The organism is Nocardia sichangensis, from assembly GCF_047200615.1.
Lineage (GTDB): Bacteria > Actinomycetota > Actinomycetes > Mycobacteriales > Mycobacteriaceae > Nocardia > Nocardia sichangensis.
The window spans coordinates 419,410-441,694 of sequence record NZ_JBJZOK010000002.1 but is presented as its reverse complement, the minus strand read 5'-3'; the positions used below and the strand labels follow the sequence as shown (position 1 = coordinate 441,694).

General features: G+C 69.8%; 21 protein-coding genes. 9 read left to right on the top strand and 12 right to left on the bottom strand.

Translation table 11 applies throughout. The features are described from left to right. The first annotated feature begins 35 nt into the window (after window positions 1-35). Together ACL03I_RS04640 and msrB are read left to right on the top strand one after the other, a co-directional pair. Entirely contained in the window at window positions 36-1,370 is a 1,335-nt protein-coding gene (locus ACL03I_RS04640; RefSeq protein WP_355070405.1) for a glycosyltransferase family 87 protein, read from the top strand. Beyond that, a complete protein-coding gene (gene msrB / locus ACL03I_RS04635) occupies window positions 1,367-1,810 on the top strand; it encodes a peptide-methionine (R)-S-oxide reductase MsrB (protein ID WP_355070403.1) in 444 nt (147 codons plus the stop codon). The genes ACL03I_RS04640 and msrB overlap by 4 nt, the downstream gene beginning before the upstream one ends. Before the next feature lie 97 nt (window positions 1,811-1,907). Here msrB and hemQ read toward each other — a convergent pair whose 3' ends face one another. The 5 genes from hemQ to hemE all read right to left on the bottom strand — a co-directional run bounded on the left by hemQ (window position 1,908) and on the right by hemE (window position 7,245). Continuing rightward, window positions 1,908-2,603 carry a hydrogen peroxide-dependent heme synthase gene (gene hemQ, locus ACL03I_RS04630; RefSeq protein ID WP_355070401.1) on the bottom strand — a complete coding sequence of 232 codons (696 nt, stop codon included), beginning with the start codon at window positions 2,601-2,603 and terminating at the stop codon, window positions 1,908-1,910. A gap of 4 nt (window positions 2,604-2,607) precedes the next feature. Then, entirely contained in the window at window positions 2,608-3,852 is a 1,245-nt protein-coding gene (locus ACL03I_RS04625) for a globin domain-containing protein (RefSeq protein WP_412805191.1), read from the bottom strand. Then, the gene (locus ACL03I_RS04620; RefSeq protein WP_355070399.1) at window positions 3,849-4,322 is read right to left on the bottom strand and encodes an RrF2 family transcriptional regulator; all 474 of its coding nucleotides are present in this window, start codon (window positions 4,320-4,322) and stop codon (window positions 3,849-3,851) included. The genes ACL03I_RS04625 and ACL03I_RS04620 overlap by 4 nt, the downstream gene beginning before the upstream one ends. A gap of 195 nt (window positions 4,323-4,517) precedes the next feature. Then, window positions 4,518-5,879, bottom strand: a complete 1,362-nt coding sequence (locus ACL03I_RS04615; protein ID WP_355070397.1) for a protoporphyrinogen oxidase — start codon at window positions 5,877-5,879, stop codon at window positions 4,518-4,520. A gap of 310 nt (window positions 5,880-6,189) precedes the next feature. Then, the gene (hemE, locus tag ACL03I_RS04610; RefSeq protein WP_412805190.1) at window positions 6,190-7,245 is read right to left on the bottom strand and encodes a uroporphyrinogen decarboxylase; all 1,056 of its coding nucleotides are present in this window, start codon (window positions 7,243-7,245) and stop codon (window positions 6,190-6,192) included. A gap of 132 nt (window positions 7,246-7,377) precedes the next feature. Between hemE and ACL03I_RS04605 the strand changes: the two genes are divergently transcribed. Both ACL03I_RS04605 and ACL03I_RS04600 read left to right on the top strand, forming a co-directional pair. Beyond that, window positions 7,378-8,016, top strand: a complete 639-nt coding sequence (locus ACL03I_RS04605) for a DUF3000 domain-containing protein (RefSeq protein WP_084823786.1) — start codon at window positions 7,378-7,380, stop codon at window positions 8,014-8,016. A gap of 137 nt (window positions 8,017-8,153) precedes the next feature. Continuing rightward, entirely contained in the window at window positions 8,154-9,392 is a 1,239-nt protein-coding gene (locus ACL03I_RS04600) for an HRDC domain-containing protein (RefSeq protein ID WP_355070395.1), read from the top strand. A gap of 34 nt (window positions 9,393-9,426) precedes the next feature. Here the strand turns inward: ACL03I_RS04600 and dxs are convergent, their stop codons facing one another. Next, complete coding sequence (gene dxs, locus ACL03I_RS04595) at window positions 9,427-11,322, bottom strand: 1-deoxy-D-xylulose-5-phosphate synthase (RefSeq protein ID WP_355070394.1); 1,896 nt, start codon at window positions 11,320-11,322, stop codon at window positions 9,427-9,429. Window positions 11,323-11,515: 193 nt separating this feature from the next. On the opposite strand from dxs, the gene glsA reads away from it, so the two are divergent. Both glsA and ACL03I_RS04585 read left to right on the top strand, forming a co-directional pair. Further along, window positions 11,516-13,333, top strand: a complete 1,818-nt coding sequence (gene glsA, locus ACL03I_RS04590; protein WP_364426094.1) for a glutaminase A — start codon at window positions 11,516-11,518, stop codon at window positions 13,331-13,333. A 51-nt stretch (window positions 13,334-13,384) separates the two neighbouring features. Continuing rightward, complete coding sequence (locus tag ACL03I_RS04585) at window positions 13,385-14,059, top strand: SIMPL domain-containing protein (protein WP_412805189.1); 675 nt, start codon at window positions 13,385-13,387, stop codon at window positions 14,057-14,059. A gap of 15 nt (window positions 14,060-14,074) precedes the next feature. Here ACL03I_RS04585 and ACL03I_RS04580 read toward each other — a convergent pair whose 3' ends face one another. Further along, window positions 14,075-14,374, bottom strand: a complete 300-nt coding sequence (locus ACL03I_RS04580; protein ID WP_355070390.1) for a DUF1330 domain-containing protein — start codon at window positions 14,372-14,374, stop codon at window positions 14,075-14,077. A 121-nt stretch (window positions 14,375-14,495) separates the two neighbouring features. Here ACL03I_RS04580 and ACL03I_RS04575 point away from each other — a divergent pair, with 121 nt between their 5' ends. Beyond that, entirely contained in the window at window positions 14,496-15,299 is an 804-nt protein-coding gene (locus ACL03I_RS04575; protein ID WP_364425977.1) for an enoyl-CoA hydratase, read from the top strand. Window positions 15,300-15,303: 4 nt separating this feature from the next. On the opposite strand, the gene ACL03I_RS04570 is transcribed toward ACL03I_RS04575, so the two are convergent. Next, on the bottom strand, window positions 15,304-16,725 hold the full coding sequence (locus tag ACL03I_RS04570; RefSeq protein ID WP_412805188.1) for a class I SAM-dependent RNA methyltransferase: 1,422 nt from the start codon (window positions 16,723-16,725) through the stop codon (window positions 15,304-15,306). Between the two features lie 19 nt (window positions 16,726-16,744). Further along, window positions 16,745-18,733 (bottom strand): APC family permease, encoded by a 1,989-nt coding sequence (locus ACL03I_RS04565; protein WP_355070385.1) that lies wholly within the window; start codon window positions 18,731-18,733, stop codon window positions 16,745-16,747. Between the two features lie 161 nt (window positions 18,734-18,894). On the opposite strand from ACL03I_RS04565, the gene ACL03I_RS04560 reads away from it, so the two are divergent. Further along, window positions 18,895-19,560, top strand: a complete 666-nt coding sequence (locus ACL03I_RS04560; RefSeq protein WP_355070384.1) for a potassium channel family protein — start codon at window positions 18,895-18,897, stop codon at window positions 19,558-19,560. A 2-nt stretch (window positions 19,561-19,562) separates the two neighbouring features. Then, a complete protein-coding gene (locus ACL03I_RS04555) occupies window positions 19,563-20,234 on the top strand; it encodes a potassium channel family protein (RefSeq protein ID WP_355070382.1) in 672 nt (223 codons plus the stop codon). Between the two features lie 52 nt (window positions 20,235-20,286). Here the strand turns inward: ACL03I_RS04555 and ACL03I_RS04550 are convergent, their stop codons facing one another. From ACL03I_RS04550 to ACL03I_RS04540, 3 genes are all read right to left on the bottom strand, one after another. Then, window positions 20,287-20,913, bottom strand: a complete 627-nt coding sequence (locus tag ACL03I_RS04550) for a sigma-70 family RNA polymerase sigma factor (protein WP_412805187.1) — start codon at window positions 20,911-20,913, stop codon at window positions 20,287-20,289. Between the two features lie 167 nt (window positions 20,914-21,080). Next, entirely contained in the window at window positions 21,081-21,773 is a 693-nt protein-coding gene (locus ACL03I_RS04545; RefSeq protein ID WP_412805186.1) for a DUF3159 domain-containing protein, read from the bottom strand. Window positions 21,774-21,776: 3 nt separating this feature from the next. After that, window positions 21,777-22,154: an OB-fold nucleic acid binding domain-containing protein gene (locus ACL03I_RS04540; protein WP_067808861.1), complete on the bottom strand. Its 378-nt coding sequence runs from the start codon at window positions 22,152-22,154 to the stop codon at window positions 21,777-21,779. Between the last annotated feature and the right edge of the window lie 131 nt (window positions 22,155-22,285).

The window sequence follows — 22,285 nt, the reverse complement described above, 5'->3', positions numbered from 1 at the left end:
AACCGCCGGTAACCCATCCGGTGTACCGTGCCCCAGTGTTCCTTCGACAGCTCGAGCCCAGGACCGCTCGCACCACCGCCGAGGTGATCAAGTTCGCACTCTGGCCCCTGGCGGTCATGACCGTGCTGAACCGGGTTTTCATCAAGGCTGTCAACGGCTTCATCACCGACGACTACCGGCCTGTCTACCAGGCGTCGTTCGACTTCCTGAACGGGCGGCCGGTCTACACCGCGAATTTCGACTCGGTGGACCCGCACTACCTGTACCCGCCCAGCGGCACCCTGCTGATCGCGCCGATCGCCGCCATCGACTACGAGAAGTCGCGCTGGCTGTTCATCGCCCTCAACGCGATCGCGATTCTCATCGCCTGGTACCTGTTGCTGCGACTGTTCCGGTACACCCTGCATTCGGTCGCCGCGCCCGCGCTGCTGCTGGCGATGTTCTCCTCCGAGACCGTGATCAACACGCTGGTGTTCACCAACGTCAACGGCTGCGTGCTGCTGGCGGAGCTGATCTTCATCCATCTGCTGCTGAAGCGGCGAGACCTCTGGGCGGGCGCCGCGCTCGGATTGAGTATCGCGGTCAAACCGACACTGGCTCCGTTGCTTTTGATCGCGCTCGTGCGCGGGCAGTGGAAAGTCTTCGTGACGGCCCTCGGCGTGCCGCTCGCGCTCACCGCGATCGCCTGGCCGCTGGTGAAGGACCCCGAGAAGTTCATCACCCGCACCGCGCCCTACCTCTTCGAATCCCGCGACTACTTCAACAGCGCCATCGTCGGCAACGGCGAGTACTACGGACTGCCGCCGTGGCTGACCTGGGGCATGCGCGTGGCGCTCGGCGTGCTCGTGCTGATCTCGCTGTGGCTGCTGTACCGCTACTACCGCGAGGACGAACTGTTCTTCGTCTGCACCTCCTCCGGCGTGCTGCTGACGGCCTCGTTCCTGCTCAGCTCGCTGGGGCAGATGTACTACTCGATGATGCTGTTCCCCTTCCTGATGACCGTCGTGCTGCGCAACTCGGTGCTGCGCAACTGGCCGGCCTGGCTGGCGATCTTCGGGTTCATGAGCTACGACAAGTGGCTATCGGACCGCTGGCAGCACATCGGCCGCAACCTGGAGTACCTGCGCATCACCTTCGGCTGGGGCCTGCTGCTCATCGTCGTGTTCTGCGTGCTCGGCGACCGCTATCTGGCCGCGCGGCGGGCAGGCAGGCTGCCGTTCGGCATCGATCCCGCGTGGATGAGTTCCGCCCCGGACCCGCGCGGCGAACAGCCGCAGCCGCCGGTCGCCGCGGCTCTCCCGGCGGAAACCCACAGACCACAAAACGGTTCGACGCCCGCGGAGCAGAATCGTATTAGCGTGGAGCCATGAGTTCCGAAGCCGACACGTCCCTGCCCGCGCCGCGCATCCAGCTCTCGCCGCAGGAATGGCGGTCGAAGCTGAACCCCGAGGAGTACTCGGTGCTGCGCGAGGCGGCTACCGAGCGGCCGTTCACCGGCGAGTACACCGACACCAAAACCGAAGGCGTCTACGTGTGCCGGGCCTGCGGCGCCGAACTGTTCCGCAGCACCGAGAAGTTCGACTCGCACTGCGGCTGGCCGTCCTTCTTCGATCCGGCCGCGTCCGACGCGGTGATTCTCCGGTCGGACGACTCGCTCGGCATGCATCGGGTCGAAGTGCTGTGCGCGAACTGCCACAGCCACCTCGGCCACGTGTTCGAGGGCGAGGGGTACAACACGCCCACCGACAAGCGCTACTGCATCAACTCCATCGCCCTGCGACTGCACCCCTCGGACAGCGCAGCGGAGTAACCAGCCCGACGCTCACGGGCAGCGTACGAAGCCCCGGCGCTCGGCGCATGCCCCGAAAACTTCGGGCAAGCGTTTGCCTGCACCGGGGCAGGGCGCATCAGGGCAGAGCGGCGATCAGCTGCTCGATCTCCACGCGGGGGCCGGTGAAGAACGGGATCTCTTCGCGCACGTGCCGACGGGCGTCGGTGGCCCGCAGGTCACGCATCAGATCGACGATCCGGTGCAATTCGGGCGCCTCGAAGGCCAGGATCCACTCGTAGTCGCCGAGCGCGAACGAACTGACGGTGTTCGCCCGCACGTCCGGGTAGCCACGCGCGGCCTTGCCGTGTTCGGCCAGCATCCGGCGGCGCTCCTCGTCGGGCAGCAGGTACCACTCGTAGGACCGGACGAACGGGTACACGCAGATGTAGGCGCCCGCCTCCTCGCCGGCCAGGAAGGCCGGGATGTGGCTCTTGTTGAACTCGGCGGGGCGGTGCAGCGCCGCGTTGCTCCAGACCGGCGCGCTGGCCCGTCCCAGCTCGGTGGTGCGGCGGAAATCGGCGTACGCGGCTTGCAGGTCCTCGACGCGTTCGGCGTGGGTCCAGATCATGAAATCGGCGTCGGCGCGCATCCCGGCCACGTCGTAGATGCCGCGGACCACGACGTCGCGGTCGGCCAGACCGTCGAAGAACGCCTTGGCCTCCTTGGTCGCCGCGTCCCGGTCCTCGCCCAGCACTCCCGGCTGCACCTGGAAGACCGAGAACATCAGGTAGCGGATGGTGGAGTTGAGAGCCTGATAGTCGAGTCGCGCCATAGCACTATCGTGCCACTCGCTCGGGAGCGCCCGCGTCGCCGGGCGTGAACTGCTCGATGTGCACGCGGGCGTCGGGGATACCGAGGGCGCGCAACTGGCGTTGCATCTCGCCCAGGAACCCGGATGGACCGCAGACGTATACGTCGGCGTCCTCTGGCACGTTCAGCACCGAGAGATCGGCCCGGCCGTGCCGGGCGCCGGGAGTCGGTTCCTCGTACCAGATCTCGACCTCGGCTTGTACGAGCCGGGCAGTGAGTCCCAGCAGCCGATCGCGCAGCGGATGGGTGCGCGACGCACGGTCGGCGTGCACGACCAGCGTGCGACGGCCCGGGTCGTGGGCGGCGAGATAGTCCAGAACGCCGATCGTCGGGGTCACACCGATGCCGGCGGAAATCAGCACCAGCGGTGTCGCCGCCGCGGTATCGAGGACGACGTCACCGAACGGAAGGGTGATCTGCAGTGGGTCACCCGGGCGCAACTGCTCGTGCAGCCAGGAGGACACCTCGCCCGCCGGGCAGCCGGCGGCCGCCTCGACCCGCTTGACGGCGAACGACAGCGCGCCGTCGCACGGCCTGCCCACCAGGCTGTACTGCCGCAACTGGCGCGCACCGTCGGGAAGCCGGACGCCGACCGAAACATACTGTCCCGGAATGAATCCCGGTAGCCGCGCAGCCGGGTCGGCGGACTCGACGGTGAAGACCGCGACGCCCGAGGGGTCGTCGTCGCGAGCCACGACACGGACGTCCCGGAACACGTCGCCGGAATCCACGCCCGCCTCGGCGTAGAGCCCCTTCTCTTGATCCATCAACGTGTCGGCCATCATCCAGTAGACCCGATCCCAGGCCGCCGCGACCGCGTCGTTGACCACGTCGGCGCCGAGTACTTCCACGATGGCCGCGAACAGATTTTCGTGCACGATCCGGTACTGCTCCGGAGTCACCCCGAGTGAGGCGTGCTTGTGCGCGATCCGCGACAACATGGTGGCCGGGTGCGGCAATTCGGGGTCGACCAGGTACGTGGCGAAGGTGGCTATGGAGGCGGCCAGCGCCCGCTGCTGACTACCCTGTGCCTGATTGCCCCGGTTGAACGTGTCGCGCAGCAGCCGCGGGTGAGCGTCGAACATCGTGCGGTAGAACACGGCCGTGATGCGGTCGATGTTCGCCGCCACCAGCGGTAGGGTCGCGCGGACGACCTCGGCGTGCCGCGGTTCGAGTTCCGGTTCGGCACGGACGACGCTGTCGAGGTTCATGAAACTTCCTTCATCTCAGGGGTGACACTCGCCGTGGAGCGGACGAGTAAATGCAGCAACCCGGTTGTCGACGAGGTGACCAAATCCTCTATCGAATAACGGTCGAGTTCGGTATAGAAAGCCTTCTTCGCGTCGGCGAGAATTCGACGCAATCGGCACCCGCCGAGTAACGGACACGGATTCGGTTCCCCGCACTCCACCACGTCGCGGTTGTCTTCCAATTCCCGGACGAGCTCACCCACCGACGCGGCGCGACCTGCCGCGGTGATGAACAATCCGCCGGATCGTCCGCGGTGCGCCTCGACGAGGCCCAGTTCGGCCAGCCGCGAAACCGCCCTGGCCACATGCTTTTCGGACGCGCCGACCTGTCGCGCGATGAGTTTGGTGGTGACCCGGGAATTCTTCTCGTCCTCCACCGCGAGCCGCATGATGATGCGCAAACCGATATCGGTGAAGTGCGAGAGCTGCATGGTGCTCACGGTACCGGCGAATTCCACCGATTCCGCATTCCGGCGGGGTGTCCTTAATTACGCCGATCGGTGCGCATTTTGATGCGCCGCACATTGTCCGACAGGCCGGAACAGTGCCGCATAATTGTGGTCACAGGAAACCGCGTGCGCGGTGCCGCGACGAATCTCGTCGGTGCGGGCACGCCCGGCGAACGGTCAGCGTACGGTGCCCGCACCGACCTCCGCCGCGATGCGCTGTGCGGCGGCCGCGCCGGAGGCGACGCACGCGGGCACACCGACGCCGTGCAGGTACGCGCCCGCCACCGCCAGCCCGTCCAGCGCCGCGACCTCGGCTTCGACGGCCGCGATGCGGGCCGGATGGCCGGGCGCGTACTGGGCGAGGCCACCCGGCCAGCGCTGTACGACGGCCTCGACCGGCTCGATCGCGACCCCGGTGACGGTAGCCAGGTCCGCGGTGGCGGCGGCGACGAGTTCGGCGTCGGGCCAGGACAGCGGGGAGTCGTCGCCGAACTTGCCGAAAGAGACGCGGACGAGCGCCGTTTCACGTTGTGCGAGATGTGTCCATTTGCGGCTGGACAGGGTGAAGGCTTTGGCCCGCAGCGGCTCTCCGGTGGCCACCAGGATGCCGGAGTTCTGTGGCAGGGCGGTCTCGCGGGGCAGCGCCAGCGCGACCACCGCCGACGAGGAGAGTTCGACACCGGCCAGTTCCGCGGCGGCGACCGGGGCGACGGCGGCCAGCAGTCGCGCGGTCACCGGCGCCGGAGTGGCGAGCACCACCGCGTCGACGGCGCCGATCGGGTCGACCACCCAACCGCGCAGCCCTCTGGCCAGACGCGTGCCCGGCGTCGTGGTGACGAACCGCGCCCCGGAACGTTCGGCGAGCGCCTCGAGCAGCACCCGGTAGCCGTCCCGGATGCCACCGAAGACCGGCGCGTTCGAGGGCGGCGGCAGCGCGGCGCCGACGGCGGCGGTGAGACTGGGCGCGCCGTCGTCCAGCGCGGCGGCGAGCGTGGGCAGCGCGGCGCGGACACCGATGGAGCGGGAGCTGCCCGCGTACACGCCGCCGAGCAGCGGATCCACGCTGCGCTCGGCGACCTGCGCGCCGAAGCGGTCGGCGACCAGTCGGTAGACGTCGGTGTCCGAGCCGGGCTCCCAGGCCAGCGGCCGGTCGGGTTCGGCGGCGATGCGTGCCAGTGTCTCGGCGTCGACCAGCCCGCGCATCGACTCCGCGTTCGCCGGGACACCCATCAAGGTGCCCTCCGGCAGCGGGTGCGCGGTGCCGGCGGACCACACCAACGGCCGCAGACCCGCCGGGGTCACCAACTGCGACTCGAGCCCGAGTTCCCGCAGCAGCGCGGGTACCTCCGGCCGTCGCCCGACGAACGCCTCCGCGCCGAGATCCAGTGGCTCCCCGCCCAGTTCGCCCGTGTAGAGGATGCCGCCGATCCGTTCGGCGCGATCGAGCACGAGTACGTCGGCATCCGGCCCGAGCGACATCCGCAACCGATACGCGGCCACCAGCCCGCTGATCCCACCGCCGACCACCGCGATACGCATGCCTCGACCGTATCGCGTACCGCGACGGCGGCCGTCCGACGGTAGGCGCCCGGATGACTCGGAACACACTGTGTCCACGATGTCCGCGGCGATGACGGATACGTCGGCCGGACTCGACTCGGCCGATGGCAGCCTGAACCGCCTCGGCCGCTCGCGGATGGCTGCCGGGCGTCGGCGCGTGGTACGCGGGTCGACCTGGCGGCCGGGTACGCCGACACGGGCGCCGCGACCACAGCGGGCGGATCCTGACTCAGCGCTCGACGCAGCCGCCGCACTCGCTGCCGTGGCGGCCTACCCGCGTTCGCCCGCGCTACAACTCGTGGACGAGTTCCACCAAGGCGGTCAGCACGCCCGGATCGGTGTCCGGAAGCACCCCGTGGCCCAAGTTGAAGATGTGCCCGGCGGCGCCGAGCGTGATCGCCTCGTCCGCTTCGCGCGCGATCCGCCGGGCCTGCTCCTCGATCGCTTCCGGTCCGGCGAACAGTACGGCGGGATCGAGGTTGCCCTGCAACGCTTTTCCGGGCCCGACGCGGCGGACGGCCTCGGTGAGCGGCACCCGCCAATCGACGCCGACCACGTCGGCGCCCGCCTCGCTCATGGCGCCGAGCAGCTCTCCGGTCCCCACACCGAAGTGGATGCGCGGCACGCCCGCCTCGGCGATCTCGGCGAACACCCGCTCCGAATGCGGGAGCACGAAATTGCGGTAGTCGGCCAGCGAGAGGGCGCCCGCCCAGGAGTCGAACAATTGCACCGCGTCGACGCCCGCCGCCAACTGCGCCTGCAGGAACGCGATGGTGATGTCGGTGAGCACGCCCAGCAGCTCGTGCCAGGTCTGCGGATCGGCGTACATCATCGCCTTGGTGCGCTCGTGGTTCTTGCTCGGACCGCCCTCGACCAGGTAGGAGGCGAGGGTGAACGGCGCGCCCGCGAACCCGATCAGCGGCGTCTCCCCCAGCGCGTCGACCAGCAGGCGCACGCCGTCGGTCACCGCCCCGACCTCCTCGGGGCGCAGCCGGGGCAGACCGCGCACGTCGCCGACCGTCCGCACCGGCGCGGCGACCACCGGCCCCACGCCCGGCACGATGTCCAGGTCGATCCCCGCCGCTTTCAGCGGAACGACGATGTCGGAGAACAGGATCGCGGCGTCGACGCCGTGCCTGCGAATCGGCTGCAAGGTGATCTCGCACACCAGCTCGGGATCGAAGCAGGATTCGAGCATCCCGATGCCCGCCCGCACCTCGCGGTACTCGGGCAGCGAGCGTCCGGCCTGGCGCATGAACCACACCGGACGCCTGCTGGGCGTCGCGCCGGTAGCGGCGGCCAGGAACGGGGCATCGGTCAACCGGCGGCGGGTATGAGTGCTCATCACGGCTATCGTATGCGGGCCCGGCGGGAGGGGCGGACGCGGAGGCGGCAGCGATGACCGCACGGACGCCGCATGGCCCGTAGCGGCGCGCCTCCGACTGCGCCGGGTGCACAAGGTCTACCGTCAGCATTCGTGACACCGCTCGACTTCCGCGACGGCGCCGCACCGACCGAAGGACCTCATGGCGAGCCAGCTCAGTTTCGCGCCGCGGTCGAGGCGATGGGCACCGCTACCGTGCACCCTCGGATCGAGCTCGCGCCCATCCGGCCCCCGCAACGACTCGCACCGTTCTCCTACGCCATCGGCGCGGAGGTCGCTCATCCGGAAACCCCTGTCGTACCGGCCGATTCCGAAGGCGACGCGTTCGGCAGGCTGATCCTGCTGCACGATCCGGACGGCGACGACACCTGGCACGGCACCTTGCGCCTGGTCGCCTACATCCAGGCCGACATCGACGCCGCGCTCGCCACCGATCCTCTGCTGCCCGAGGTGGCGTGGAGCTGGCTGGTGGACGCGCTGGAGTCGCGCACCGAGCCGTTCACCGCGCTCGGCGGCACGGTGACCTCGACCAGCTCGGTGCGCTACGGAGACATCGCCGGTCCGCCGCGCGCCCATCAGCTGGAGATACGCGCGTCGTGGACGCCGGTCACCACCGACATGCGCCCGCATCTGGAGGCGTTCTGCGAGGTACTGGCCTACGCGGCGGGGTTGCCGCCGGCCGGGGTGACCCAGCTGCAGATCCGGCCCGGCCTGTCCGGCGATCACCCCTGAGCACGCCCGTCGGCGTGCCGTGACCTGCGCCGGAGCCCCTCGTTCTGTGTGCGGGGCACATCGCGCCCGATTCGCCGACACACTTATGCGCCGATAGGACGGCGGCGCCGTGGCGTCGGCACGTAAAGTTCAACACCATGTCCGTACCAGACGAATCCGAACCCTCGGCCGCGACGCCGCTGCTCGCGCCGGTGGAGGGCGTGCCACCGGTACTGGACACCGCCGCCGAGATCAGCGCAGCCGCCGCCCGGCTGGTCGCGGGCACCGGCCCGCTGGCCGTGGACGCCGAACGCGCCTCCGGGTTCCGCTATTCGGCGCGCGCGTATCTGATCCAGCTGCGCCGTGCGGGCGCGGGCACGTTCCTCATCGACCCGATCCCGGTCACCGAAGCCCTCGGCCCGCTGGCCGACGCGATCAACGGACTGGAGTGGGTCCTGCACTCCGCGGACCAGGATCTTCCCGGCCTGGCCGAACTGGGTTTGCGCCCGGCCAGGCTGTTCGACACCGAACTCGGCGGACGTCTGGCTGGTTTCGAGCGCGTCGGGCTCGCCGCGATGGTGGAGCGGCTGTTGGGCCACGCGCTGCGCAAGGGGCACGGGGCGGCCGACTGGTCCACCCGGCCGCTGCCCGCCGACTGGCTGAACTACGCCGCCCTGGACGTGGAACTGCTGCTCGAACTGCGCGACGCCGTGGCCGACGCACTCGATGCGCAGGGCAAAACGGATTGGGCGATACAGGAATTCGAACACATTCGCACCTTGGACCCGCCCGCGCCGAAGGCCGAGCGGTGGCGGCGTACCTCGGGCATCCACACGCTGCGCCGCACCAGGCAACTGGCGGTGGTGCGCGAGCTGTGGACCGCGCGGGACGCGCTGGCCCGTGCCCGCGACGTGGCGCCCGCCCGCATCCTCCCGGACGCCGCGATCATCGCCGCGGCGGCCGCGGAACCCAGGTCCATCGCGCAGTTGCGCACCTTGCCGGTGTTCGGCGGTCCGCGCCAGCGCCGGTACTCCCGCGAATGGCTCGCCGCGATCGAGCGCGGCCGTACGTTGCCCGACAGCGACCTCCCGCCGCTCACCCAGCCGTTCGACGGCCCGCCGCCGGTCAACCGCTGGGAGCGCCGCGACCCGGCTGCGGCGGCGCGCCTGACCCGGGCACGAGCCGCCATGGCCGACCTGTCGGCGCAGCACGCGATCCCGGTGGAGAACCTGCTCGCGCCGGATCTGGTTCGCCGCCTGTGCTGGGACGGACTGCCCGACTACGAGGCGGTGGACCCCTCCGCCGTCGACGGATTCCTGAAGTCCGGCGGCGCCCGGCCGTGGCAGCGGGAACTCGACGTCCCGCGACTTGCCGCGGCGCTGCCGCCGTCGGACTAGCGCCCGCTCCGTCGGCTCGCCCGTGGCTGCGGCGTCAGCGAGCGGCCAGCCACCCGCTGATCCGGCGGGCGATGTCCGGGCCGGTGAGGCCGAGTTCGGCGTGGACCTCACCGCGCGAGGCATGGTCCAGGAACTGTTGCGGCACACCGAGATCGCGGGTCGGGATGTCCAGCCCGGAGTTGCGCAGCCGGGCCGACACCGTGGAACCGATGCCGCCGTGCAGGCCACCGTCTTCCAGCGTGACCACGAGCCGGTAGTTCTCCGCGAGTTTCAGCAGCGCGTCGGAGACCGGCAGCACCCAGCGCGGGTCGATGACGGTGACCGAGACGCCTTCGGAATCCAGCAGATTCGCCGCCTCCAGCGCCGTGCCCGCGAACGAGCCCACCGCGACCAGTAGCACGTCGCCGTGCACCGCCTGCACCGATCCGCCGTCCGGCTCGGCCATCCGCAGCACGTCGATGCCGTCCAGCCGTTCCACCGCCGAGATATCCTCGGCGACACTGCCTTTCGGGAAACGCAGCGCGGTCGGTCCGTCGTTGACGGCCAGCGCCTCGGCCAGTTCCTCCCGCAGCGTCGCGGCGTCGCGCGGCGCTGCGACCCGGATGCCGGGGATGATCCCGAGGACCGACAGATCCCACATGCCGTTGTGGCTGGCGCCGTCGGAGCCGGTGATGCCCGCGCGGTCCAGTACCACGGTGACCGGCTGCTTCAGCAGCGCCACGTCCATCAGCAGCTGGTCGAAGGCGCGATTGAGGAAGGTCGAGTAGATCGCCACCACCGGGTGCATGCCGCCGAGCGCGAGGCCCGCGGCGGAGGCCATGGCGTGCTGCTCGGCGATGCCGACGTCGAACATCCGGTCCGGGAAGCGCTCCCCGAACGCCGCCAGTCCGGTCGGGCCCGGCATCGCCGCGGTGATGGCGACGATGTCGGCGCGGCGCTCGGCGTGCGCGATCAACTCCTCGGAGAACACCGAGGTCCATCCGCGCGCCTTCGGACCACCGACCGGGACGCCGGTGAGCGGGTCGATGGGATCGCAGGCATGCATCTGGTCGGCGACATGGTTCTCGGCGGGCGCGTAGCCGCGGCCCTTCTGCGTCACCGCGTGCACCACGACGGGGCCGCCGAAGTCCTTGGCCCGGCGCAGCGCGGCCTCGAGCGCGACGACGTCGTGGCCGTCCACCGGCCCGACGTACTTCAAGCCGAGGTCGCTGAACAGTTCCTGGGGGCTGACCGCGTCCTTGATGCCCGCCTTCACCGCGTGCACCATCGAGTACGCCGATTCGCCCACCCTGGGGATGCTCTTGAGGATCCGCTTGCCCGCGTCCAGGGCGTGCTCGTAGGCGGGCTGGGTGCGCAGCGCGGTCAGCCGCTCGGCCAGACCGCCGATGGTGGGCGCGTAGGAGCGGCCGTTGTCGTTCACCACGACGACCACCGGACGGTCGGATGCGGCGATGTTGTTCAGCGCCTCCCAGCACATGCCGCCGGTGAGCGCGCCGTCGCCGACGATCGCGACCACGTGCCGGTCCTGCCCGCTCAGCGCGAACGCCTTCGCCAGGCCGTCCGCGTAGGACAGCGCCGCCGAGGCGTGTGAGGACTCCACCCAGTCGTGCGCGCTCTCGGCCCGGCTCGGGTAGCCGGACAGGCCGCCCTGTTTGCGCAGCGAGTCGAACTGGTCTTTGCGCCCGGTCAGGATCTTGTGCACATAGGCCTGGTGGCCGGTGTCGAAGATCAACGGGTCGGCCGGCGAGTCGAAGATCCGGTGCAGGGCGATGGTGAGTTCGACCACACCGAGGTTCGGGCCGAGGTGCCCGCCGGTCGCGGCGACTTTGCGCACCAGGAACTCGCGGACCTCCTCCGCCAGCTCGCGCACCTGCGGCACGGTCAGCCGGCGCAGATCATCGGGCGTGTCGACCCGGGAAAGCACTCCCACCTGAACTAGCTCCCTCCGGATAGCGCATCTGATCCGATCAGTCTACGGAGCGGCGGCCGGTGCTCCCGCACGAGAACGGTCACACCAACCGACATGGCGTCGAAATGTGAGCCTCGACATACGGTACCCGGCCTAGAGTGACAGGGTGGCCCGGCCCGAGCAAGTGGTCTCCCGGACAATCGAACCCGGCGTGGTGGCACGGATCGTCGACGACGTCCACCGGCGTTGCCGGGACGACCGCTCCGGAACGTTGGCGGACTACATCCCGGAACTCGCCGCGGTGCAACCGGATTCGTTCGCCATCTGCCTGGCCACCGCCGACGGCCGGATCTACGGCGCGGGCGATGTCCGGACCGAATTCACCATCCAGTCCATCTCCAAGCCGTTCACCTACGCCCTCGCGCTGGCCGACCGGGGGCAGGCCGCGGTCGCCCGGCGCATCGACGTCGAGCCCTCCGGTGAGCCGTTCAACGAGATCAGCCTGGATCCGGTGACCGCGCGGCCGCGCAACCCGATGATCAACGCGGGCGCGATCACCGCCGCCTCGCTGATCGACGGCCGCGACCCCGCCGACCGCTTCGAGCGGATCCGGCGCTGCTACTCGAGCTTCGCCGGGCGCGAGCTCACCGTGAACGAGGCGGTCTACGCCTCCGAGGCGCGCACCGGGTACCGCAATCGCGCCATCGGCTACATGCTGCGCTCGTTCGGCATCCTCGACGCCGACCCGGACGAGGCGGTCGATCGCTATTTCCGCCAGTGCGCGGTTACCGTGACCTGCGAGGATATGGCCCTGATGGCCGCATCGCTTGCGAACAACGGGCGCAATCCGGTCACCGGAGAGCAGGCGGCCTCGGCGGCGCTGACGGAGCAGGTGCTCAGTGTCATGACCACCTGCGGCATGTACAACGCGGCGGGCGACTGGGTGACTACTGTCGGCCTGCCCGCCAAGAGTGGCGTCGGGGGCGGGATCGTGGCGGTGCTGCCCGGACAGGTCGGGATCGCTGTGTACTCGCCGCGGCTGGACGGGCACGGCAACAGCGTGCGCGGCGTGGCCGCCTGCCGTGAACTGTCGCGGCGACTCGAGCTGCACTTCCTGCACGTGACCCGAGCGGCGCGAGCCGCGATCCGGGCGGCGTACTCGGTGGCCGAGGTGCCCTCGCGGCTACGCCGCCCGACCGAGGAGATCGCGGTGCTCGCCGCGCACGGGCATCGCGCGTGTGTCTACGAGCTGCACGGCGACCTGCTGTTCGCGGGCGCGGAGCGCACGGTGCGCACCATCGAGGAGCAGGCGGGCGAGCTGGAAGCGCTGGCCATCGACGTGCGCAGGGTCGGCGAGGTGAGCGCGATCGCGGTGCGGATGATCGACGACCTGCGACTCGAGCAGTTGTCGGCGGGTGTCCGAGTGGCGCTGGTCGATCCCGACGCGCGACTGCGGTCCCCGGATTCCGGCATCGATCCCGACGATCCGAGGGGGCCGGTGTTCATCGATCGCGACACCGCGACCGAGTGGTGCGAGAACATCGTGCTCGCGAACCATCGCCCCGCCGGCGAGGCCGCCCGCGCGTCGTTCGGCATCGAGAGTCACCCGGCGTTGGCCGGCCTCGCCGCGGACGAGCGATCCCGCCTGGCGGAGCAGTTCCGGGTGCGCACGTTCGCGCGCGGGGCGGTGATCGCCGAACGCGGCAGCGCGCGCTCGGGTCTCTACCTGATCCTCGACGGCCGCGTGCGCCTGACGGTCGAAGGCACCGACGGACGCACGCACCGGCTGCTCAGCCTGTCGGCCGGGATGTCGTTCGGGGAGATTCCGATGCTGGTCGGAACGCCGTTCGGGAACGAGGTACTGGCGGAGACCGAGACGTGCGTCGCGGTGCTCACCCCCGAACGGTTCGATCGGCTCACCCCGCAAGCGCCCGGGCTGAAGCTCGCGCTGCTCGAACAGCTGGCCGCCGAAGCCTTCGCGCAGATCGACGCGGCTGTGCGGGCGATCGCGGCCCGCGGCGGCGACTACTGAAGCGGGCACGATGGTGCGGTGCGGATCGACAGCGATCGACGAGGAGGCTCAGTGGGCACGAACACCGATTCGCGGGCAGGCACCGTCACCACCTACGGACACGGCACCGCCCGCGCCGTCCCCGATCTGATGCGGGTGACGATCTCCGTCGAATCACGCGCGAGCAAGGTCGCGCTCGCCTACAGCCGGGCCGGTGAGCGCGTGGCCGCGGTCGCGCGATCGCTGCGCTCCGACGGGGTCGACGGCGCGGACATCGCCACCAGCGGACTGTCGGTACAGACCGAGACGGTGTGGACCGAGGGACAGGGCAACCGCATCACGGGATACCTCGCGAGCACATCGCTGACGGTCGCGTTGCGCGATATCGGCGAGCAGGCCGATCCCGGCCCGGGCACGATCATCGCCAACTGCGTCGAGGCGGGCGGTGACGACGTGCGCCTCGGTGGTCTGACCCTCACCTTCGCCGACCTGGAGTCCCTGCTCACCCGCGCCCGCGACGCCGCGTGGGACAACGCCCTCGCCAAGGGCGAGCAGTACGCCCGGCGGGCACGGCGCTCGCTCGGCGACGTCGTGCAGATCACCGAGGACACCGCCGCCGCGCCTCCGGTTCCGCGCGCACAGGCGATGTCCGCTCCGATGGAGGCCTACCGTGCCGTCGCCATCCCGGTCGAGCTGGGCGAGAGCGAGATCTCCGCGGACGTCCGCGTCACTTGGCAGCTGGGCTGACGGCGGCTTGCCGGTTCACGACCCGTGACCGAGACCCCGCACCAGCAGGGTGACCGTGTCCGCTCCGGCGTGCCGATCCTTCGAGATCTCCTGGTACTCCGGCGATTCGGCCCAGGCGCGGAAGGACGGCTCGTCCGGGAAGGAGATCAGCACCACCTTCTCGCGATCGGTGACGCCCTCGATGGTCTGCGGGGACTCGTCCGCGGCCAGCAGCGTACCGGAGTAGCGGACGAAGACGTCGAGGAAGCGCGCCTGGTAGCGATCGTAGGCGGCGCGGTCGGTGAATCTCAGTTGCGCGATTGCGTACACGGTCATGGCGGTGACTCTAATTGGGCGGTCCGGCGACCCGACCCGGATCCGGCGGGGCCGAGCGCGATTCACCGCTGCGCCGCGCCCGGCGTGCCTATATTGAGGTTGTCACCGCTCAGGAGGTCGCATGTCGTTCGTGCTCATCGACAAACCACGGCCCCATATCGCCCTGGTGACGCTCAATCGGCCCGAACGGATGAACGCGATGGCGTTCGACGTGATGATCCCGCTGCGCGAGGCGCTGGAGGGTGTGCGCGCCGACAACGACGTGCGGGTCGTCGTGCTGACCGGGGCGGGACACGGTTTCTGCTCGGGAGCCGACCTGACCGGCGCGGGAAAGGTGCCGAACGTCGACGGGCTGACCGTCACCAGTGTCGCGCGCCGGTCGATGGATCTGCTCAACGACGTGCTGATCACGTTGCGGCGGATGCACCAGCCGGTGATCGCGGCGGTCAACGGCGCGGCCATCGGCGGCGGGCTGTGCCTGGCCGTCGGCGCCGACATCCGGATCGCCGCCGAGGACGCGTACTTCCGCGCCGCGGGCATCAACAACGGCCTCACCTCCGCCGAACTGGGCCTCAGCTATCTGCTGCCCCGCGCGGTCGGCGCGTCGAGGGCGTTCGAGATCATGTTGTCCGGCCGCGACGTCGACGCGACCGAAGCCGAGCGAATCGGCCTGGTATCCCGCACGGTTCCGGCGGCGAAACTGCTGGACACCTGCTATGACCTCGCCGAGCGCATCATCGGCTTCAGCCGGGTGGGCACCGAGCTCACCAAGCGCATGTTGTGGAGCGGCATGGAGGCGGGCGGATTCGAATCGCACATGCAGCACGAGGGCACGGCCCAGTTGTACGTCCGCCTCACCACCGGCAATTTCGACGAAGCGATCCGCGCCCGTAAGGACCGCAGGCCCCCGGTCTACGAGGACTGACCGCTCAACGCTGTAGCAGCGCGAGGCTTTCCACGTGGTGCGTCGCGGGGAAGGCGTCGAAGGCGCGCAGATCGGCGAGCCGGTAGCCCGCCGCCTGATACAGGCCGAGATCGCGGGCGAACGCGGCGGGATCGCAGCCTACGTGGATGATCCGCGTCGGCCCGCTGGCGGTGACCGCGCCGACCACCTCTTTGCCCGCCCCCGCGCGCGGCGGATCGAGCACGACGACGTCCGGGGCGGCCGCACCGACGTGCTCGAGCACCCAGCGCTCCACCCGCTGGGCCCGCAGTTCCACCCAGGGCAGGTCGCGCAACGCGGCGGCGCCGTCCGCGACGGCGGGCCGCGCGGATTCCACCGCGAGCACCACGCCGGTCCGCCCGGCCCGCTCGGCGAGCCGCGCGGCGAACACCCCGGCGCCGCTGTAGAGATCCCACGCCCGGCCGCCGGGGCCGAGTTCCGACCATTCCGCGATCAGGTCCGAATACCGTTGCGCCGCACCGTGATGCGCTTGCCAGAAGCCCGTCGCCGCGACCTCCCACCGGCGCCCGGCCACGTACTCGACCGCGCGCCCGCTGCCCTCGAACACCCACTCGTCGCGTGCCGCGTGCGCCGCGGCGCGTCGTGCGGATGCCGCGCGCCGGTCGTCGCTGCGAGCGGACTCCGCGGCGGGCCACTGTGCCCCGCGCCGATCCCGGCCGTGCGGCCGATCGCGGCGACCACCTCCGCCGCCCGCACGCCGATCCCGGCTCCCCGGCTCCGTTCGCCGCCCACTCCCGCCGGGACCGCGCCGACCGGGCTCGTGGCCGACCGGTTCGGACTCGGCAGCGGGCGCCAGCTCGACGACGTGCCGTATCCCATCACCGTCCACCGCGATCACCAGATCGGCGCCGGGCGTCCACCGCCGGTCCGCGATCCCGTCCAAAGCCCCCGCGACCGGTTGCGGGCACCGCAGATCCGTGATCACGTCGGTGCTGCGATAGCGGTGCACGCCCGCACGTCCGTGGGCGTCGACCGCGAGGCGCACGCGGGTGCGCCACCCGCCCATCGCGTCGCCGGGCCCGATCGGCTCCACCACCACTTCCCGCTCGATCCCGGCCAGCCGCCGCAACTGTTCGGCCACCACCGTGGCCTTCAGCGCGCGCTGGGCCACCGGCGTGGCGAAGGAGAAATCGCAGCAGCCCGCGCCACCGGGGCCGGACACCGGACAGGTGGCCCGCACCCGATCCGGGGACGCCTCGAGCACCTCGACCGCGTCGGCACGGCAGAACGAGCCGCCGCGATCCTCGGTGACCCGGACCCGCACCAGCTCGCCGGGCAGGCCGTGCCGGACGAACACCACACGTCCCTCGTGCCGTGCGACACAGAAGCCGCCGTGACCCGGCGGCCCGAGCCGCACTTCGAACGTGGCGGTCGGCCGATCGCTCATCCCGAACGCTCCATGGACGTCACATCCGATCCTCGTACCCGCGCCGCACCGCGCCCGGCGCGTTCACCACCCCGGGGGTCCGCGCCCGCGCGGACGAACTCAACTGCCACGGCACGCTGGTCACCATCACGCCCGGCACGAACAGCAGCCTGCCCTTCAACCGCAGCGCGCTCTGGTTGTGCAGCACCTGTTCCCACCAATGGCCCACCACGTACTCCGGGATGAACACGGTCACCACGTCACGCGGAGCGTCCTTGCGCACGCGCTTCACATAGTCCAGCACCGGCTTGGTGATCTCGCGATAGGGCGATTCGATCACCTTGAGCGGCACCGTGATGTCGCTGTTCTCCCACTCCCGCACCAGCGCCCTGGTGTCGGCCTCGTCGACGTTCACCGTCACCGCCTCCAGCGTGTCCGGGCGGCTGGCGCGGGCGTAGGCGAGGGCGCGGCGGGTCGGCAGATGCAGCCGGGAAACCAGCACGATGGAGTGCGAGCGGCTGGGCAGCACACCGTCCCACTCGTGCTCGTCCAGCTCGCGCGCGACCGAATCGTAATGCCTGCGAATCATCTTCATCACGACGAAGATCGCCACCATGGTGAAGATGGCGATGTAGGCGCCCGCGAAGAACTTGGTGATCAGCACGATGACCAGCACCGCTCCGGTCGCGCTGAGACCGACCGCGTTGATCACCCGCGAGCGCTTCATCCGCGCGCGCTGCGCCGGGTCGGTCTCGGTGCGCAGCAAGCGGGTCCAGTGCCGCAGCATGCCGGTCTGGCTGAGCACGAACGAGACGAACACGCCGACGATGTACAGCTGGATCAGCTTGGTCACCTCGGCGCCGAACAGCACCACGAACGCGATGGCCGCGCCGGAGAGGAACAGGATGCCGTTGCTGAACGCCAGCCGATCGCCCCTGGTGTGCAGCTGGCGCGGCAGGTAGCGGTCCTGCGCCAGGATCGAGCCGAGCACGGGGAACCCGTTGAACGCGGTGTTGGCGGCCAGCACCAGGATCAGCGCGGTCACCGTCGTGATGAAGAAGAAGCCGAGCGGGAAACCCTCGAACACGGTCTCGGCGAGCTGCGCGATCAGCGTCTTCTGGTGGTAGTCCGACGGTGCGCCGGTCAGGTCCTCGACGTTGTGCGCGTACACCACCCCGATCTTCTGGGCGAGGATGATGATGCCCATCAGCAACACGATCGCGATCGTGCCCAGCATCAGCAAAGTGGTGGCGGCATTGCGCGACTTGGGTTTGCGGAACGCGGGCACACCGTTGCTGATCGCCTCCACACCGGTCAGCGCGGCACACCCGGAAGAGAACGAGCGCGCGATGAGGAAGGCGAACGCCAGCCCGTAGAGGTGCTCGTGCTCGGCGATCAATCCGAAACCGGCCGATTCGGCCCGCAACTCCTCGCCGAGCACGAAGATCCGGAACAGGCCCCAGCTCAGCATGAGGAACATGCCGATGATGAACGCGTAGGTCGGAATCGCGAACGCCGTGCCGGACTCCCGCACACCGCGCAGATTCATCGCGGTCAACAGAGCGATGGCGACGACGGCGAACAGCACCTTGTGTGTCGCGACGAACGGGATGGCCGAGCCGATGTTGGACGCGGCCGAGGAGATCGACACCGCGACGGTGAGCACGTAGTCGACCAGCAGCGCGCTGCCGACGGTCAGGCCCGCGTTCGGCCCCAGATTGGTGGTGGCCACCTCGTAGTCGCCGCCGCCGGACGGGTAGGCGTGCACGTTCTGCCGGTAGCTGGCCACCACGACAGCCATGACGAAGGCGACGGCCAATCCGACCCATGGGGCGTACAGGTAGGCCGTGACCCCGGCGGCCGAAAGAACGAGGAAGATCTCCTCGGGGGCGTAGGCGACCGATGACATGGCATCGGAAGCGAACACCGGGAGCGCGATTCGCTTCGGCAGCAGCGTGTGGCCGAGCGAGTCACTACGGAAAGGCCTGCCCAGCAGCACTCGCTTCGCTGCCGTCGTCAACTTGGACACTGGAGCGAGCATAGGCCCCCGCACAGTGGATCGCGCGCGTGGCTCGCAGGTTTGCTCGCCGGCTGGAGGGGGAACGTGGCCGGTGGAATCATTCGGCGGGTAGCGTTCGACCGAACAGCGAAGCAGACCGAACACCACGGTTCCAGGAACGAGGTTGCACGGTGTACGTAGTGATCATGGGGTGCGGGCGCGTGGGCTCGTCGCTGGCCCATGCCCTGGTCCGCGTAGGTCACGAAGTCACCGTGATCGACCGGGACTCCAGTGCCTTTCTACGCCTGGGATCCGACTTTCCCGGCGAGCAGGTGACCGGTGTCGGTTTCGATCGAGATGTGCTGATAAAGGCGGGGATCGAACGGGCGGACGCGTTCGCGGCGGTCTCCTCCGGCGACAACTCCAACATCATCTCCGCCCGGGTGGCGCGGGAGATGTTCGGGGTGGAGCGGGTCGTCGCCCGCATCTACGACGCCAAGCGCGCCGCGGTCTACGAGCGGCTCGGCATCCCGACCATCGCCACGGTCCCGTGGACCACCGACCGCTTCCTGCGCGCGCTCGTCGGCGACACCGGCACCACCACCTGGCGCGACCCCACCGGAACTGTCGCTGTGACCCAGCTGACGCTGCACGAAGAGTGGTACGGCCGCACCGTGCGCGATCTGGAGCAGACCGTCGCGGCACGGGTCGCGTTCATCATCCGGTTCGGCCAGGCAGTGCTCCCCGACAGCAAGACCATCATCCAGGCCGACGACATCGTCTATGTGGCCGCAGCATCCGGCGCCGTGGGCGAAACCGTCGCCCTGGCCGGGAAGCCCCCCGCGAGCGAGGACTGAACATGAAAGTGGCCATCGCCGGAGCAGGCGCCGTGGGCCGATCGATCGCCAGGGAACTCCTGCGCGGCGGGCATCGGGTCATGCTGCTCGAGCGTGAGCTCGAGCACATCGATGCGGCCGCGATCCCCGACGCGGTCTGGGTGCACGCCGACGCGTGCGAACTGGCCCTGCTGGAGCAGGCCGGTCTGGAGACCTACGAGGTGGTGATCGCGGCCACCGGCGACGACAAGGCGAACCTGGTGCACAGCCTGCTGGCCAAGACCGAGTTCGGGGTGCGCCGGGTGGTGGCCCGGGTCAACGATCCGCGCAATGAATGGCTCTTCGACGGTTCCTGGGGTGTCGACGTCGCGGTGTCCACACCCCGGCTGCTGGCCTCCCTGGTCGAGGAGGCGGTCTCCGTCGGAGATCTGGTGCGACTGATGACGCTGCGCCAGGGCCAGGCGAATCTGGTGGAGATGACGCTGCCCGCGGACACCGTGCTGGCCGGTAAACCGGTGCGCACGCTCACCCTGCCGCGCGACGCCGCACTGGTGACCATCCTGCGCGGCGGGCGCGTGATCGTGCCGCAGCCGGACGACGCGCTGGAAGGCGACGACGAGCTACTGTTCGTGACTTCGGTGGAGGCCGAGGAGGACCTCCGGCTGGAACTCGCCAACCACGGCATCAGACCGTAACTCCCCGTGACACGGCCGGACGCGCGTTCTCGGCGAAGCGCTGCCGGAAACCCTACGCGGCCAGCTTCAGCTCCGCGCGCAGCTTGTTCAGCGCGCGGTGCTGCATCGCCCGCACCACACCCGGGCTGGTGCCGATGGCCTCGGCGGTCTCAGCGGCCGACCAGCCGAGCACGATGCGCATCACCAGCACCTCACGGTGCGCCGGGGCCAGCACTTTCATGAGTTCCCTTGTGGCGGCGCGGCGTTCGGAGGCCAGCGCCCACTCCTCGGGACCGGCGGCCGAGGACGCGGAGTCCGGGACGTCGGCCACCGGGTAGGCGGGGTGCTGCTGCGAGCGGCGGAACGCGTCGGCGACCTTGTTGGCCGCGATGCCGTAGACGAAGGCCAGGAACGACTTGCCCTGGTCGCGGTAGCGCGGGATGGCGTTGACGGTGGCCAGCAGGATCTCCTGGACCACGTCGTCGGCGGTGACCTGCAGATGGGCCGTGTTGCCCAGGCGCGCGCCGCAGTAACGCCGCACCAGCGGATGAACGATCCGGATGATCTCCGAGACCGCCCGGCGATCGCCTCCGGCCGCCGGACCGATCAGCTTGTCCAGCTCGGCCGAGATCCGCCGGCTCTCCGAGAGCGCGGGGTTGTGGTTGACGGGCAGCGCCGCGGTGTTGTGCTCGGTAGCCACGTCCGAGTCCTTTCTTGCCGATCAATGCGTGTTTTTCGGTACGCATAGATCGTCTGATGAACTCGGAGGACCAACCAGGCACCCCAGGGTGGGGAAGCACCCACCTCGGCGGTGGCGATCTCCCCACCCCTGTGGTTTTCGCCGGATAGCGGCGGAAGGTTAACGGCTCAGGCCGGTTCGGTCGCGCGCACCGACTTGGCGGGCAGGTGACCGGCCCGGCGCACAGCCCAGATCGTGACGGCCAGCGCCACCGCGGTCAGCGGCCAGCCCATCGCGATGCGGGCGAAGGCGAGCCAGCCGGTGCGGTCGGTGTCGTAGAGCTGCGACTGCACCAGGTAGCGCGCCCCGAACACGAGGATCCAGGTGGTGGTGGCCAGGTCGTAGAGGCGCACCGAGCGCGGGTCGGACCGCCAGTCGGAGCCGTGGCCGTTCAGAACGCCCCAGATCACGCCGACCAGCGGCCTGCGGATCAGGATGGACGCGAGGAACACCGCGGCGTAGACGAGGCTGGTGTAGATGCCGAAGAGGAAGAACCCCTTGGCCTCGCCCATCCGGTAGGCGATGAAAGCGCAGATGCCGACGCCGAAGAAGCCCGAGATGGCGGGCTGGATGGGATCGCGCCGCACCAGGCGCCACAGGAGGATGGCGGCCGCCACCCCCAGGGCCGACCAGATCGCGGCGGCCAGCCCGGCGACACTGTTCACGGGAACGAACACGACAACGGGAAGCGTCGAGTAGATCAGGCCGCTGAAGCCGCCCAGTTGTTCGAGGAGGGTCTGCTCGGCACGTTCCTCGTCACGGTCGGGCGAGGGGAGCCCGGTGCGGTCGTCCGATCCTGCGTTGTCGTCGCTCAAAGGCATACGTCAGCTGTTCCCGCGCAATTCGTAGTAGGGGTTGAAGATCACTTTGCGGCCGTCGCGGTCGCCGACCCGGCCACGGACGAGGATGCGCCTGCCCGGCTCGATGCCGGGAATGCGCCTGCGCCCGATCCAGACCAGCGTAATCGCGTCGGTGCCGTCGAAGAACTCGGCCTGGACGCTGGCGCCCGCCGACTTGGGACACGCTTCGACGCTACGGAGCCTACCGAGCATGGTCGCCTCGTCACCGCGCCGACACTCCGACGCGCGGCACGCGCCCGATGCTTCGGACGTCTCGGCCAGCTCTTCGGCATCCAGCTGATCGATGTCTTCGGTCAGCCTGCGGCCCAGACGTCGAAAATACCCTGAGGCTGCGGATGACATTGTGCACGCTCTCCTGCATAGAGCAGATGGCATGGGTCGCACACCATCGTGAGGGATCCGATCCGCACGGCCTGCGGCGGCCGTACAACGCCACTGTAGATGGGCCGGGCCACCCCCGCTACGCTCGGACC